The sequence below is a fragment of the Pseudomonas sp. HLS-6 genome (assembly GCF_002753995.1).
Taxonomy (GTDB): Bacteria; Pseudomonadota; Gammaproteobacteria; order Pseudomonadales; family Pseudomonadaceae; genus Aquipseudomonas; species Aquipseudomonas defluvii.
Map to the genome: position 1 here is coordinate 1,219,800 of NZ_CP024478.1, position 13,563 is coordinate 1,233,362.

13 protein-coding genes are annotated in these 13,563 nt (G+C 60.2%); all 13 read left to right on the forward strand.

From position 1 onward, the window contains the following. Positions 1-2 precede the first annotated feature (2 nt). On the forward strand, positions 3-533 hold the full coding sequence (locus tag CS390_RS05505) for a chemotaxis protein CheW (protein WP_065759941.1): 531 nt from the start codon (positions 3-5) through the stop codon (positions 531-533). Next, on the forward strand, positions 530-1,798 hold the full coding sequence (locus CS390_RS05510; RefSeq protein ID WP_065759940.1) for a protein-glutamate O-methyltransferase CheR: 1,269 nt from the start codon (positions 530-532) through the stop codon (positions 1,796-1,798). Before CS390_RS05505 ends, CS390_RS05510 begins: the two co-directional genes overlap by 4 nt. Continuing rightward, a complete protein-coding gene (locus CS390_RS05515; RefSeq protein ID WP_065759939.1) occupies positions 1,795-2,463 on the forward strand; it encodes a chemotaxis protein CheW in 669 nt (222 codons plus the stop codon). The genes CS390_RS05510 and CS390_RS05515 overlap by 4 nt, the downstream gene beginning before the upstream one ends. Beyond that, positions 2,460-4,781 carry a hybrid sensor histidine kinase/response regulator gene (locus tag CS390_RS05520; protein ID WP_099773683.1) on the forward strand — a complete coding sequence of 774 codons (2,322 nt, stop codon included), beginning with the start codon at positions 2,460-2,462 and terminating at the stop codon, positions 4,779-4,781. The genes CS390_RS05515 and CS390_RS05520 overlap by 4 nt, the downstream gene beginning before the upstream one ends. Next, positions 4,778-5,788, forward strand: coding sequence for a chemotaxis response regulator protein-glutamate methylesterase (locus CS390_RS05525; protein WP_099773684.1), 1,011 nt, complete (start codon positions 4,778-4,780; stop codon positions 5,786-5,788). Before CS390_RS05520 ends, CS390_RS05525 begins: the two co-directional genes overlap by 4 nt. Before the next feature lie 51 nt (positions 5,789-5,839). After that, positions 5,840-6,844 carry a PleD family two-component system response regulator gene (locus CS390_RS05530; protein ID WP_099773685.1) on the forward strand — a complete coding sequence of 335 codons (1,005 nt, stop codon included), beginning with the start codon at positions 5,840-5,842 and terminating at the stop codon, positions 6,842-6,844. 102 nt (positions 6,845-6,946) lie between these two features. Beyond that, a protein-coding gene (gene prfB, locus CS390_RS05535; protein ID WP_099773686.1) for a peptide chain release factor 2 occupies positions 6,947-8,042 on the forward strand; the annotation gives its coding sequence in 2 pieces (ribosomal slippage) (positions 6,947-7,018 and positions 7,020-8,042; 1,095 coding nt in all). Positions 8,043-8,116: 74 nt separating this feature from the next. Then, entirely contained in the window at positions 8,117-9,619 is a 1,503-nt protein-coding gene (gene lysS / locus CS390_RS05540) for a lysine--tRNA ligase (protein ID WP_065761728.1), read from the forward strand. 102 nt (positions 9,620-9,721) lie between these two features. Beyond that, positions 9,722-10,426 (forward strand): TetR/AcrR family transcriptional regulator, encoded by a 705-nt coding sequence (locus tag CS390_RS05545; protein ID WP_065761727.1) that lies wholly within the window; start codon positions 9,722-9,724, stop codon positions 10,424-10,426. A 27-nt stretch (positions 10,427-10,453) separates the two neighbouring features. After that, entirely contained in the window at positions 10,454-10,999 is a 546-nt protein-coding gene (locus tag CS390_RS05550; RefSeq protein ID WP_065761726.1) for a hypothetical protein, read from the forward strand. A gap of 24 nt (positions 11,000-11,023) precedes the next feature. Continuing rightward, a complete protein-coding gene (locus CS390_RS05555) occupies positions 11,024-12,301 on the forward strand; it encodes a flavohemoglobin expression-modulating QEGLA motif protein (protein ID WP_065761725.1) in 1,278 nt (425 codons plus the stop codon). Then, on the forward strand, positions 12,273-13,190 hold the full coding sequence (locus CS390_RS05560; protein ID WP_099773687.1) for an alpha/beta hydrolase: 918 nt from the start codon (positions 12,273-12,275) through the stop codon (positions 13,188-13,190). The genes CS390_RS05555 and CS390_RS05560 overlap by 29 nt, the downstream gene beginning before the upstream one ends. A 2-nt stretch (positions 13,191-13,192) precedes the next feature. Further along, positions 13,193-13,519 (forward strand): hypothetical protein, encoded by a 327-nt coding sequence (locus CS390_RS05565; RefSeq protein ID WP_065761723.1) that lies wholly within the window; start codon positions 13,193-13,195, stop codon positions 13,517-13,519. Positions 13,520-13,563: the final 44 nt, after the last annotated feature.

Consider the following 13,563-nt stretch of genomic DNA (forward strand, 5'->3'; position numbering starts at 1 on the left):
CGATGAACGACCTCCCGGCACACGGCAGCGCGGATGCGGCCAACAAGGGCAGACTCTTCCTGTTGTTTCGCATTGGTGATCAGCGTTTTGCCCTCGACACCCATGAAGTGGTTGAGGTGTTGCCACGTTTGCCACTCAAGCCTATTGCCCAGGCGCCACATTGGGTGGCCGGGGTGCTGGCCCACCGGGGCGCTCTGGTGCCGGTGATTGATGTTGGCGCGTTGAGCTTTGGCCAACCGGCACCTGTGCGTACCAGCACCCGACTGGTACTGGTGCATTACCGTGTCGATCCCGAACGGCCAGATTTGTTGCTGGGGCTGATTCTGGAGCAGGCCAGCAACACCTTGCGCTGTGATCCTGATGAATTTCGCCCCTACGGCCTGGATAACAGCCAGGCGCCTTACCTGGGGCCGGTGCGCGAAGATGCGCAAGGCCTGCTGCAGTGGATTGGGGTTCAGGCGCTGTTGAGCGATGAGGTGCGCCAGTTGCTGTTTCCGGCCTTAGCCGAAGCGGGCCAGGAGCAGCAGGCATGAGCAGCCAGCAACGCTTCTTTCGCTTTCTTCAGGAACGTATTGGCCTGGATGTCGCCTCGGTGGGTGAAGCAATGGTCGAGCGCGCCTTGCATCAGCGCTGCGCTGCGGTTTCGGCACGTGATCTGGACGACTATTGGCTGCAAATGCAGCAGTCGAGCCAAGAGCAGCAGGCGCTGATCGAGGCGGTCATTGTCCCTGAAACCTGGTTCTTTCGTTACCCGGAGTCGTTCGCGGCGTTGGCCAGCCTGGCCCTCAAGCGACTGGCCGTGATCGCGGGTAGCAGGCCATTGCGTATTCTCAGCCTGCCGTGTTCGACCGGCGAAGAGCCCTACTCGATAGCCATGGCCTTGCTGGATGCTGGCGTCCCAGCGCAAGCGTTTCGTGTGGATGGTATCGACATCAGTGGCGGCTCTATAGCCCGTGCGAAACAGGCTGTGTATGGCCGAAACTCGTTTCGTGGCCAGCAGCAGCATTTTCGCCAGACGCATTTCAGTGAGTGTGCCGAGGGGCATCGACTGGATGAACGCGTGCGGCAACAGGTCAACTTGCAGGTTGGTAATGTACTGGACCCGATGCTGCGCACGCGTGAAGGGACGTACGATTTCGTCTTCTGTCGCAATTTGCTGATCTATTTTGACGTGCCCACTCAGCAACGGGTCTTTGAAGTGCTGAAGAGCCTGACCCACGAAGAAGGGGTCTTGTTCATTGGCCCGGCCGAGGGCAGCCTGCTGGCGCGCCTGGGTATGCGTCCCTTGGGTATTCCCCAATCATTTGCCTATGTCCGTCAGGCGCCGGTGGAACTGCCGGCGGAGCTGCCGGTCAGCAAGCCTGTGCCGGTATTGAAACCGGCACCAGTGGTTGTACCCCGCCCGGTGCTGGAACCTGCGCGACGGCCATTTACCGCGCCTCAGCTCAAGCCGCAACCACAGCCACAGGCCAGCACTGAGACCGCTGTGCAATTGCTGGCACAGATTGCCCAGTTGGCCAATAGCGGCAGCAGTGCGCAAGCACGTGCCGTGTGCGAGCGTTACTTGCGCGAGCATGAGCCTTGCGCCCAGGTGTTCTATTGGCTGGGGCTGCTTGCCGATACTGCCGGTGACAGTGCTGACGCTGTGCGGTACTACCGCAAGGCCCTGTATCTGGAGCCGCAGCACCCTGAGGCGCTGGTTCATCTGGCCGCCTTGTTGGCCTCTCAGGGTGACCTGGTCGGTGCGCGTCGATTGCAGGAGCGAGCGGGACGCTTGGAACGGGAGTCTGAACGATGAACGAGCACAAAGCATGGAGTGTGATTGCCAGCGACCAGCCGAGTATCGACGACTGCTGGAATCGCATCGGTGTTCACGGCGACAAGCAGTGCGCGTTGTTGGTCGAGCATGTTCATTGTCGTAACTGCGCTGTTTATGCGGCTGCGGCAACCCTTTTGCTTGACCGTTATGCCCTGTCTCAGGATGCGCATCAGCAAGCGGAGAGTGTCCAGAACATTGGCCCTACACGGTCCTTGCTGTTGTTTCGATTAGGCGATGAGTGGCTGGCCTTGGCATCGCGCTGCCTGGTGGAAGTCGCGCCGCTGCAATCGGTGCACTCCTTGCCGCATCAGCGTTCCCGGGTACTGCAGGGGGTTGCCAATGTGCGGGGGGCGCTGGTGCCATGCCTGTCGTTGGGGTACCTGCTTGGGCTTGAGGAGGGCGCGTCAACCTCGACGGTGTCGCGTGTGGTACCACGGATGTTGATTCTGGCCGCCGAAGGTGGCTCTGTCGTGGCGCCAGTTGACGAAGTAGAGGGCATTCATGCCCTTGAGCTGTTCCGGCTGACTCAGGACAGCCCGCCCGAAGAGCGCTTTACCGAGGCTGTTTTGCAATGGCGTGGGCGCACGGTGCGGGTGCTGGATGAAAAACAATTGCTGTCTGCCGTGAGCCGGAGCCTGTCATGACCCCAGAGCAAATGCGTGATGCGTCGTTGCTCGAACTGTTCAGCCTTGAGGCCGAAGCGCAGACCCAGGTGCTGAGCGCCGGGTTGTTGGCCTTGGAGCGCAATCCGCGGCAGGCGGATCAACTGGAAGCCTGTATGCGTGCGGCGCACTCGCTCAAGGGCGCAGCGCGCATTGTCGGGGTTGACGCCGGGGTCAGCGTTGCCCACGTCATGGAAGATTGCCTGGTTGGTGCGCAGGAGGGGCGGTTGTTTCTGCGCCCGGAACATATCGACGCCCTGCTGCAGGGCACGGACCTGTTGATGCGCATCGCCACCCCTGGCGATGTTTCGATTGATGCGGCGGTCCAGGCGTTTCTGGTGCAGATGGCGGTGCTGCTGGATCCGGCGGCGACTGCTGCGGTCGTTCCCGAACCGCCCATCCCCAGCGCCCCAGTTGTCAGTCCGCCGGCACTCCTGTCCAGCGCGCCCGAGCACCTGTCGATGCCCGAGCCTGCGCCATTGGCGCCGCCAGACGAGCCCGTTGTTGCCGTGCCGGTAAGCGGGCGCCGTGGCAAGCGCAGCAGTGAGGGCTCGGAGCGCGTGTTGCGGGTGACCGCCGAGCGTTTGAACAGCCTGCTGGACCTCTCGAGCAAGTCGTTGGTCGAGACGCAGCGGCTCAAGCCTTACCTGGCCACCTTGCAGCGGCTCAAGCGCATGCAGAACCAGAGTATTCGAGCCCTTGATGGCCTGAAGCATCAATTGGAAGCAAGCGGTCAGAGCGCTGAAGTGCAGGAAGCGCTGGCGTTGGCACAGCGCCTATTGGGTGAAACGCAACAGATCCTTCTGCAACAGGCCGCGGACCTTGACGAGTTTGGCTGGCAGGCCAGCCAGCGCGCGCAACTGCTTTACGATACCGCGCTGGCCTGCCGGATGCGTCCCTTCGCCGATGTACTGACGGGACAGAGCCGCATGGTGCGCGACCTCGGTCGCTCGCTGAACAAGCAGGTGCGGCTGGAAATCGAAGGCGAAAAAACGCAGGTCGACCGCGATGTGCTTGAGCGGCTCGAAGCGCCTTTGACGCACCTGTTGCGCAACGCCGTTGATCACGGCATCGAAACGCCTGAGCAGCGCTTATTGGCGGGTAAGCCTCTGGAGGGTCGAATTCGTCTTCGCGCCTCGCATCAGGCGGGATTGTTGGTGTTGGAACTGCGCGATGACGGTGCCGGGGTTGATCTGGAGCACTTACGTCACGCCATTGTCGAGCGCCAGTTGTCCCCTGCGGAAACCGTGGCGCAGATGAGTGAGTCCGAACTGCTCACCTTCCTGTTCCTGCCCGGTTTCAGTTTGCGCGATACCGTGACTGAAGTCTCCGGCCGTGGTGTTGGGCTTGACGCTGTGCAGCACATGGTCCGCCAACTGCGTGGGTCAATCGAGTTGACCCAGGTCAGCGGTCAGGGCAGCTGTTTCCACCTTGAAGTTCCACTGACCTTGTCAGTGGTGCGCAGCCTGGTCGTTGAGGTGGGGGGAGAGGCCTATGCCTTCCCGCTGGCCCATATTGAACGCACGCTGGAGTTGCCGGCTGAGGCGGTCGTGCAGATCGACGGGCGTCAGCACTTCTGGCATGAAGGCCGGCATATCGGTCTGGTCGCGGCTAGCCAGCTATTGAACAGGCCGGCTAGCGCCTCTGATGGGCAAGGCATCAAGGTGGTGGTGATCCGTGAGCGCGAGACACTCTATGGGGTTGCGGTCGAGCGCCTGATCGGTGAGCGGGTACTGGTGGTGATGCCGCTCGACGCCCGTTTGGGCAAGGTCCAGGATATTTCTGCCGGTGCGTTGCTGGATGACGGTTCGGTGGTCCTGATCATTGATGTGGAGGACTTGCTGCGCTCGGTTGAAAAGCTGCTCAGTACCGGTAGCCTGGAGCGCATTGAGCGTGGTCGGGGCGTTGCCAGCAACAGCGTACGCAAGCGCATTCTGGTGGTCGATGACTCGCTGACCGTGCGTGAGCTGCAGCGCAAGCTGCTGAGCAATTGCGGTTATGACGTCGCGGTAGCGGTTGATGGGATGGATGGCTGGAATGCCCTGCGCAGCGAAGACTTTGATTTGCTCATCACCGATATCGACATGCCGCGCATGGACGGTATCGAACTGGTTACCCTGCTGCGTCGTGACAATCGATTGCAGTCGCTGCCGGTGATGGTGGTCTCCTATAAGGACCGTGAAGAGGATCGCCGACGTGGACTTGATGCCGGTGCCGACTACTATTTGGCAAAGGCCAGTTTTCACGATGATGCCTTGATCGATGCCGTGGTGGAACTGATCGGGGGAGCACAGGGATGAGAGTCGCCATTGTCAACGATATGCCCTTGGCGGTTGAGGCCTTGCGCCGAGCCTTGGCGTTTGAGCCCGCGCATCAGGTGGTCTGGGTCGCGAGCAACGGTGCCGAGGCGGTGCAGCGTTGCACCGAGTTGCTCCCGGACCTGATCCTGATGGACCTGATCATGCCGGTGATGGATGGTGTTGAGGCTACCCGGCGGATCATGGCCGAAACACCCTGCGCCATCGTCATCGTCACGGTCGACCGTAAACAGAATGTGCACCGGGTCTTTGAGGCCATGGGACATGGCGCCCTGGATGTGGTCGATACGCCCGCCTTGGGCGGCGGTGAGCCCAGAGAGGCGGCGGCCCCGCTGTTGCGCAAGATCCTCAACATCAGCTGGCTGATCGGCCAGCGCAATGCCGCGCTGCAGCCGTTGAACACACACTTGCGGGATGCGGCGCAGCGTCAGAGGCTGGTTGCCATTGGCTCTTCGGCGGGTGGTCCGGCCGCACTCGAAGTGTTACTCAAGGGCCTGCCGCGCAACTTTTCCGCCGCGATCGTTCTGGTTCAGCACGTCGATCAGGTGTTTGCCGCCGGCATGGCCGACTGGCTGGCGAGTGCTTCAGGCTTGAACGTACGCCTGGCCATTGAAGGCGAGCCGCCGCAGCCCGGCCAGGTGTTGCTGGCGGGAACCAATCACCACATTCGGTTGTTGAGTAATGGCACCCTTGGTTATACCGCTGAACCGGTGAACGAAATCTATCGTCCCTCGATCGATGTGTTTTTCGAGAGCGTGGCACGGTTCTGGCGTGGTGATGCGGTCGGTGTGTTGCTTACCGGTATGGGCCGTGATGGTGCCCAGGGGTTGAAGTTGATGCGCCAGCAGGGGTTTCTGACGATCGCCCAGGATCAGCAAAGTAGCGCCGTTTACGGTATGCCCAAGGCTGCTGCGGCCATTGATGCAGCGGTGGAGGTTCGTTCGCTGGAACGCATTGCCCCCCGACTGCTGGAAATTTTTTCAAAATGACAATATCTATTGAAGCGGGCCGTTTGGCCGGCAGAGGCCAGGTGACAGCGCATGAATGATTTACCGATCAGTGGCTTTCCGAGCACCAATGAGAATTCAGCGATGGTTCTGCTGGTAGATGATCAGGCCATGATCGGTGAAGCGGTGCGACGCGGCCTGGCCCTGGAAGAGAACATCGATTTTCATTTCTGTGCCGACCCTCATCAGGCAGTGGCCCAGGCTATCCGTATCAAGCCGACCGTGATCCTCCAGGATTTGATCATGCCCGGTCTTGATGGCCTGACGCTGGTACGCGAATACCGCAGCAATCCGGCCACCCAGGACATTCCAATCATCGTCCTTTCCACCAAGGAAGACCCTCTGGTCAAGAGCGCCGCGTTTGCTGCCGGTGCCAACGATTACCTGGTCAAGTTGCCGGACAACATCGAGTTGGTGGCGCGAATTCGTTACCACTCGCGCTCGTACCTGACCCTGCTGCAGCGTGACGAGGCCTACCGGGCCTTGCGGGTCAGCCAGCAACAGTTGCTCGACACCAACCTGGTGCTGCAGCGGTTGATGCACTCCGATGGCTTGACCGGGTTGTCCAATCGCCGCCACTTCGACGAGTACCTTGAGCTGGAATGGCGCCGTTCAATCCGCGAGCAGACACAGTTGTCGCTGCTGATGATTGATGTGGACTACTTCAAGGCGTTCAACGATACCTTTGGTCACCTGGCCGGCGATGAGGCCTTGCGCAAGGTCGCCGAGGCCATTCGCAGTTCCTGCAGCCGGCCCAGCGACTTGCCAGCGCGCTATGGCGGTGAGGAGTTCGCGCTGGTGCTGCCCAACACCTCTCCGGGCGGCGCCCGCCTGGTAGCCGAGAAATTGCGCCAGACCGTGGAAGCGCTGCAGATTGCGCACACCCTGCCAGAGGCCGGCTCAAGCCTGACGGTCAGTATTGGCCTGGCGACGCACATCCCAGCGGTTGGTAGCCATTGCCGGCAGCTGATTTCGGCGGCGGACAAAGGCTTGTACCTGGCCAAGAATGGCGGGCGCAACCAGGTCGGGGTGGCCTGAGGCGAGTTTTCTTGCGGCAGGCCGTCGGGCGGGCTGCCGCAGGCATTTGAGTGCGTTATACTCTCCGGCTTTTGACAGATTACGCACGAGAGCTGCCCGCCCATGGAAATCAACCCGATCCTGAACACCATCAAGGACCTGACCGAGCGCTCCGAGACTATTCGGGGGTATCTTTGACTACGATCAAAAGCATGAGCGCCTGATCGAAGTCAACCGCGAGCTTGAAGACCCGAACGTCTGGAACAAGCCCGAATACGCCCAGGAACTGGGCCGTGAGCGCGCCATGCTGGCGCAGATCGTCGAGACCCTGGACGAAATGTCCGGTGGCCTGGCCGATTGCCGTGACCTGCTGGACATGGCCGTTGAAGAAGACGACGAAGCCGCTGTCGAGGACGTCGTCAGTGAACTCGACCGCCTGCGCGTCGCGCTCGAGAAGCTCGAGTTCCGTCGCATGTTCAGCGGCGAGATGGACATGAACAACGCCTACCTGGACATCCAGGCCGGTTCCGGCGGTACCGAGGCTCAGGATTGGGCCAACATTCTGCTGCGCATGTACTTGCGCTGGGCCGACAAGCGCGGCTTCGATACCACGATCATGGAGCTGTCCGAAGGCGAAGTGGCCGGTATCAAGGGCGCCACCCTGCATATCAAGGGTGAGTATGCCTTCGGCTGGTTGCGCACCGAGATCGGTGTTCACCGCCTGGTGCGCAAGAGCCCGTTCGACTCCGGCAACCGCCGTCATACCTCGTTCTCGGCGGTGTTCGTCTCGCCCGAGATCGACGACAAGGTCGAAATCGATATCAACCCGTCCGACCTGCGAATCGATACCTATCGTTCGTCCGGTGCCGGTGGTCAGCACGTTAACACCACCGACTCGGCGGTGCGGATTACCCACGTCCCGACCAACACCGTGGTCAGCTGCCAGAACGAACGCTCCCAGCACGCCAACAAGGACACCGCCATGAAAATGCTGCGGGCCAAGTTGTACGAGCAGGAAATGCAGAAGCGTAACGCCGCCTCCCAGGCCCTTGAAGACAGCAAGTCCGATATTGGCTGGGGGCATCAGATCCGTTCCTACGTGCTTGATGCATCGCGGATCAAGGACCTGCGTACCGGCATCGAACGCAGCGACTGCGACAAGGTGCTCGACGGCGATCTCGACGAATACCTGGAGGCCAGTCTCAAGCAGGGGCTATAACCCCTCCGAGACCTGCCACAAGTCCCTCGCCCGACGGGCGAGGGCAACGAACCCGTGATGGAAAATGTGAAGACATGAGCGACCTACAACTCGATCCGCAAGACCTGCAACAGGAAGAAAACAACCTGATCGCCCTGCGCAAGGAAAAACTTGCCGCTGTGCGCGAACAGGGTCAGGCCTTCCCCAACGACTTCCGCCGTGACAGCTACTGCAACGACCTGCAGAAACAGTATGTCGACAAGACCAAGGAAGAGCTGGAAGCTGCAGCGATCCCGGTCAAGGTTGCCGGCCGTATCATGCTCAACCGTGGTTCGTTCATGGTGATTCAGGACATGACCGGTCGTATCCAGGTCTACGTCAACCGCAAGACCTTGCCGGAAGAAACCCTGGCTGCGGTCAAGACCTGGGACCTGGGCGACATCATCGCCGCTGAAGGCACCCTGGCGCGTTCAGGCAAGGGCGACCTGTACGTGGAAATGACCAACGTGCGCCTGCTGACCAAGTCGCTGCGCCCGCTGCCAGACAAGCACCACGGCCTGACCGATACCGAAACCCGCTACCGTCAGCGCTACGTTGACCTGATCGTCAACGAAGACACCCGCCAGACGTTCCGCGTTCGCTCGCAGGTCATCAGCCACATCCGCAGTTTCCTGGCCAAGCGCGACTTCCTCGAAGTCGAAACGCCGATGCTGCAGACCATCCCTGGCGGTGCCGCGGCCAAGCCGTTTGAAACCCACCACAACGCGCTGGACCTGCCAATGTTCCTGCGTATTGCCCCGGAGCTGTACCTCAAGCGCCTGGTGGTCGGTGGTTTCGAGCGTGTGTTCGAGATCAACCGCAACTTCCGTAACGAAGGTGTGTCGACTCGTCACAACCCTGAGTTCACCATGCTGGAGTTCTACCAGGCGTACGCCGATTACGAAGACAACATGGACCTCACCGAAGAACTGTTCCGCGAACTGGCGCAACTGGTTCTGGGCAGCACTGACGTGCCGTATCAGGGCAAGGTGTTCCATTTCGGCGAGCCGTTCCAGCGTATCTCTGTGTTCGATTCGATCCTCAAGTACAACCCGGAAATCACCGCTGCCGACTTGCAGGACATCGACAAGGCGCGCGCCCTGGCCAAGAAGGCCGGTGCCGACGTCAAAGGTTTCGAGGGCCTGGGCAAGCTGCAGACCATGATTTTCGAAGAACTGGTCGAGCATAAACTCGAGCAGCCGACCTTCATCACCGAATACCCGTTCGAAGTGTCACCATTGGCACGTCGCAACAACAAGAACCCGAACGTCACCGACCGTTTCGAGCTGTTCATCGGTGGCCGTGAAATCGCCAACGCCTACTCCGAGCTCAACGATGCCGAAGACCAGGCCGAACGCTTCATGGCGCAGGTGGCCGACAAGGATGCCGGTGACGACGAAGCCATGCACTACGATGCCGACTTCGTACGTGCCCTGGAGTACGGCATGCCGCCTACCGCCGGTGAAGGCATTGGTATCGACCGCCTGGTCATGCTGCTGACTGACTCGCCGTCGATCCGTGACGTGATCCTGTTCCCGCACATGCGCCCACAGGCCTGAGCGTACTGAACAAGCCGCCTTCCGGGGCGGCTTTTTCTTGCCCGCAATAAGTTGATCGAATCGACAGTAATTCATAGAGGTAGACCTGTAGTGACTCCTGCAATGGCTCAACAAGGTGCTGCTGGCGTGGCCACAGCGGTGGCGGAAAGTGTTCAGTACCAGGGGCGCAAGGCGAGCCGTCGTGGCAGTGAGCAGCGTCGTCAGGAGATTCTCGACGCGGCGATGCGCATCGTTGTCCGTGATGGCGTGCGGGGTGTGCGGCATCGTGCAGTAGCCGCCGAGGCCGGGGTACCCTTGTCGGCCACCACCTACTACTTCAAGGATATCGAAGACCTGCTGATCGACAGTTTTGCCCAGTACGTGGAGCGCAGCGCTGCGTACATGGCCAAGCTCTGGGAGCACACCGAAGTGGTGTTGCGTCAGTTGTTGTCTCAGGGCGACGGCAGTCCACAATCCCGAGCGCGCCTGGCCGACGAAGTGGCGAAGATGATGAGCGAGTATGTGCAACGCCAACTGCATAACCGCCGTAACTTCCTGATGGCCGAGCAGGCCTTTCGCCAGGAGGCGCTGCTGTGTCCGAAATTGGCCGAGCTGGTCAAGTCGCACGAGCAGATTTTGCTACGCGGCGCGGGCCAGATGCTTCAGGTCGTGGGGTCGCGTGAACCTCAGCAGGATGCCTTGGTGTTGACGGCGATAATCGAGCAGATGGAATATCAGGGCCTGCTCGATGCTGAACGACCGCACGCCGAAGCACAGATGCTCGCTATTCTTACGCGATACCTGCATCTGGTATTGGCTGCGGTCTAAGGCACGATCCATTTCAAGGAGAACCTGATGAAAGCCTGGCGTGTGCTGTTGGCCTTGTCGTTTTTACTGCTTGGCGGTTGTCTGGTTACCTTCAATGAACCCATTCCGGCGAATCAGCCGGCGCCCAAGGCGTTGCTCGGTAACTGGAGCAGCAAGGATGCCTGGGGCGAACCCTTGAAACTGCTGATCAGTCGCACGGGGGGCAATGCTTACAAGGCAGTGGCCACGGCCAAGGGCAAGCCACGCCAGGAATACACCTTCACGGTCTCGCGTCACGGTAATCGCTGGTATTTCTCGGCTGGTGTGCCGAAAAAGCTCGGCGGAAACTTCCTGATTGCTGGTTTTGACGTGATCGGTAGCAACGAGTTAGTGCTCTACAACCTTGATGTTGAACGGATCAACCAGGCGTTGGAGCAGAAGGCACTCAGTGGTCAACGTTACGAAGTGCCGGAAGATAATGGTGAGGGTGTCTTGATCGACAGCCCTGCACAACAGGTTTTCGCCTATCTGGATGACCCTGCCAACTCCGATCTGTTCATCGAAGTCGCGCGGTTCCAGCGCGCAGGCAAATAACCGATTCGAAGCAAGGAGTGTGGTGTGGACGAGTACCAGCAGACGATACGCGGCCTGTCTGATCGCATTGTTCAGGCACAGACGCCGATCCGCGTGCTCGATGCGGTGAAGTGGGACGATAGCATCCGCCAGGGGTTCCTCAAGGCCAAGGGTAAAGAGTTGCCGAAGGTGGACCGTGAGTACTATCAAGGTCGACCACTGTCCTTTGACTCCAGTGCGGTGAAGCTTGAGTTTCAGAACATCGAGCGTGACATTACGCGCCAGCTTGGCCAGTTCAACCCGGTCGGGCAGATCATGCGACGCATGTGCAAGGAGTACCGCATGGTGGTGCGCATGCTCGAAGCGCGCGGCACCGAGGATTTCGGGCTGATCTCCCAGGAGCTCTATGGCGCCGCATCCGATGCCTTTCATGCCGGTGACCCGACCCTGTCCGATCTGGGCCTGATGCTCTCCGACTACCTGAACAACATCGATTGCCTGGGTGACCTGAAGGACGAGCCGAAGAACCTTACCGCCAAGCAGGCCGTGGAAATACTCCAGCATCGCTTGAACAAGGTGTTCGGTGAGGCGGAAGAGACCATCCGTGTATTCGAGTCGGACGGTATCGTCGCCGACGCGGCGGCCGGTGCCGACTACATCAAGATCCGCGCTGACGCGATGTTCAACAACCGCGATGTCCGCGCGCTGGAGGTCCATGAGGGGCTGGTGCATGTCGGCACCACCCTCAACGGCCTGAACCAGCCAATCTGTACCTTCCTGTCCAAAGGCCCGCCTTCTTCCACGGTCACCCAGGAGGGGCTGGCGATCCTCATGGAGGTGATTGCTTTCGCCTCGTACCCCAGCCGGCTGCGCAAGCTGACCAACCGCACCCGTGCCATTCACATGGTCGAGGAGGGGGCCGATTTCCTCCAGGTGTTCGAGTTCTTTCGCGCTCAAGGGTTTGGCATGCAGGAGAGCTATGGCAATGCCAGCCGCGTGTTTCGTGGCTCGGTGCCCAATGGGTTGCCATTTACCAAGGACTTGTCATACCTCAAGGGCTTTATCATGGTTTACAACTATATTCAGTTGGCCGTGCGTAAAGGCAAGCTTGAGCAGATTCCTTTGCTGTTTTGCGGCAAGACGACGCTGGAAGATATGCGGACTCTTCGCCAATTGGTCGACGAAGGCCTGGTGGAGCCGCCCAAGTACCTGCCCGAGCAGTTCCGCGACTTGAACGCGCTGTCGGCCTGGATGTGCTTCTCCAACTTCCTCAATCACTTGAGCCTGGACCGTATTGAAGCCGACTACTCGAACATTCTCTGACGTCCTTGGCAGGCCGCTGTGCCTGCTTCTTGTGCTGTTGAGTCTGGCCGGCTGCAGTGCCTTGCTGTTTTACCCCGAGCCGGGCGAGCCCTTCACACCGAAGCGGGCCAAGCTTGAGTACCGTGACCTCACCCTGATCGCTGCAGACGGTACGCGCCTGCATGGTTGGTGGTTGCCGGCCAAGGAGGGTGTAGCGGTCAAGGGGACGGTGCTTCACCTGCATGGCAATGGTGGCAACCTGGCGTTGCACCTGGGCGGCAGTTGGTGGCTACCGGAGCATGGCTATCAGGTGTTGATGATCGACTACCGGGGCTATGGCTTGTCGGAAGGCACGCCGAGTTTGCCTGAAGTCTATGACGACATTGCCGCGGCGATGGACTGGCTGCAGCAGGCGCCTGAAGCGCAGGGCAAGCCGCTGGTGTTGCTGGGGCAAAGCCTGGGTGGCGCCCTGGCCATCCATTACCTGGCGCAACACCCTGAGCAATCACATCGGTTCAAGGCCATGGTCTTCGACGGAGTGCCGGCCAGTTACCGGGATGTCGGGCGTAGTGCCTTGAGTTCGACCTGGTTGACCTGGCCTTTGCAGGTTCCGCTGTCATGGCTGGTGCCGGATGGCGACAGCGCGGTGCGCTCGGTCGGGCAATTGTCCGGGGTTCCGAAGTTGATCTACCACAGCATCGACGACACCACCGTACCCATGGTCAATGGTATCCGTCTGTATCAGGCGGCCCCACCACCGCGCGTGCTGCAGTTGACCCGTGGTGGTCATGTGCAGACCTTCAACGACCCGATTTGGCGTAAGGTAATGCTGCGCTTTCTGGAAGACCCTGAACATTTCAATGGACTGCGACGTTTGGCCGAAGTCCCCAATTACCCTGACGAGAAGTAGTAATGAGTGAAGAACGCAACGCCATCCCGCTGATCATCACCGGTGTCTGCAGCATCATTGGCACTGTCGGTGCGCTTTGGTATTACGGCTACCTGCATTTTGCCAAGCCGGAGGATGCGCTGCTGCTGTCCGACTTCACCATGCTCAAGACTGTTCCCGGTGAAGACTACAAGGTTTCGCTCAGCCCGGCGCCACAGGTGGCGCAATGCATCGATGGCGTGTTGGTGCTGTTCGACACCCAGCAGAAGGGCCTGACCGGCGTACTGGTCGACAACAAGAAGCAGGCGGTGCGCTGCATGGGGCAGGAGACGCCGCAGCAGGTACAGTAATACCGTCAATTGGCGGCGTCCCTATCGCTGGCAAGCCCGGCACC

Excerpts from the sequence above, each read along its gene's own strand:
- CS390_RS05505 (WP_065759941.1), top strand. The coding sequence starts at position 3 with ATGAACGACCTCCCGGCACACGGCAGCGCGGATGCGGCCAACAAGGGC.
- CS390_RS05510 (WP_065759940.1), top strand. The coding sequence starts at position 530 with ATGAGCAGCCAGCAACGCTTCTTTCGCTTTCTTCAGGAACGTATTGGC.
- CS390_RS05515 (WP_065759939.1), top strand. The coding sequence starts at position 1,795 with ATGAACGAGCACAAAGCATGGAGTGTGATTGCCAGCGACCAGCCGAGT.
- CS390_RS05520 (WP_099773683.1), top strand. The coding sequence starts at position 2,460 with ATGACCCCAGAGCAAATGCGTGATGCGTCGTTGCTCGAACTGTTCAGC.
- CS390_RS05525 (WP_099773684.1), top strand. The coding sequence starts at position 4,778 with ATGAGAGTCGCCATTGTCAACGATATGCCCTTGGCGGTTGAGGCCTTG.
- CS390_RS05530 (WP_099773685.1), top strand. The coding sequence starts at position 5,840 with ATGAATGATTTACCGATCAGTGGCTTTCCGAGCACCAATGAGAATTCA.
- lysS (WP_065761728.1), top strand. The coding sequence starts at position 8,117 with ATGAGCGACCTACAACTCGATCCGCAAGACCTGCAACAGGAAGAAAAC.
- CS390_RS05545 (WP_065761727.1), top strand. The coding sequence starts at position 9,722 with ATGGCTCAACAAGGTGCTGCTGGCGTGGCCACAGCGGTGGCGGAAAGT.
- CS390_RS05550 (WP_065761726.1), top strand. The coding sequence starts at position 10,454 with ATGAAAGCCTGGCGTGTGCTGTTGGCCTTGTCGTTTTTACTGCTTGGC.
- CS390_RS05565 (WP_065761723.1), top strand. The coding sequence starts at position 13,193 with ATGAGTGAAGAACGCAACGCCATCCCGCTGATCATCACCGGTGTCTGC.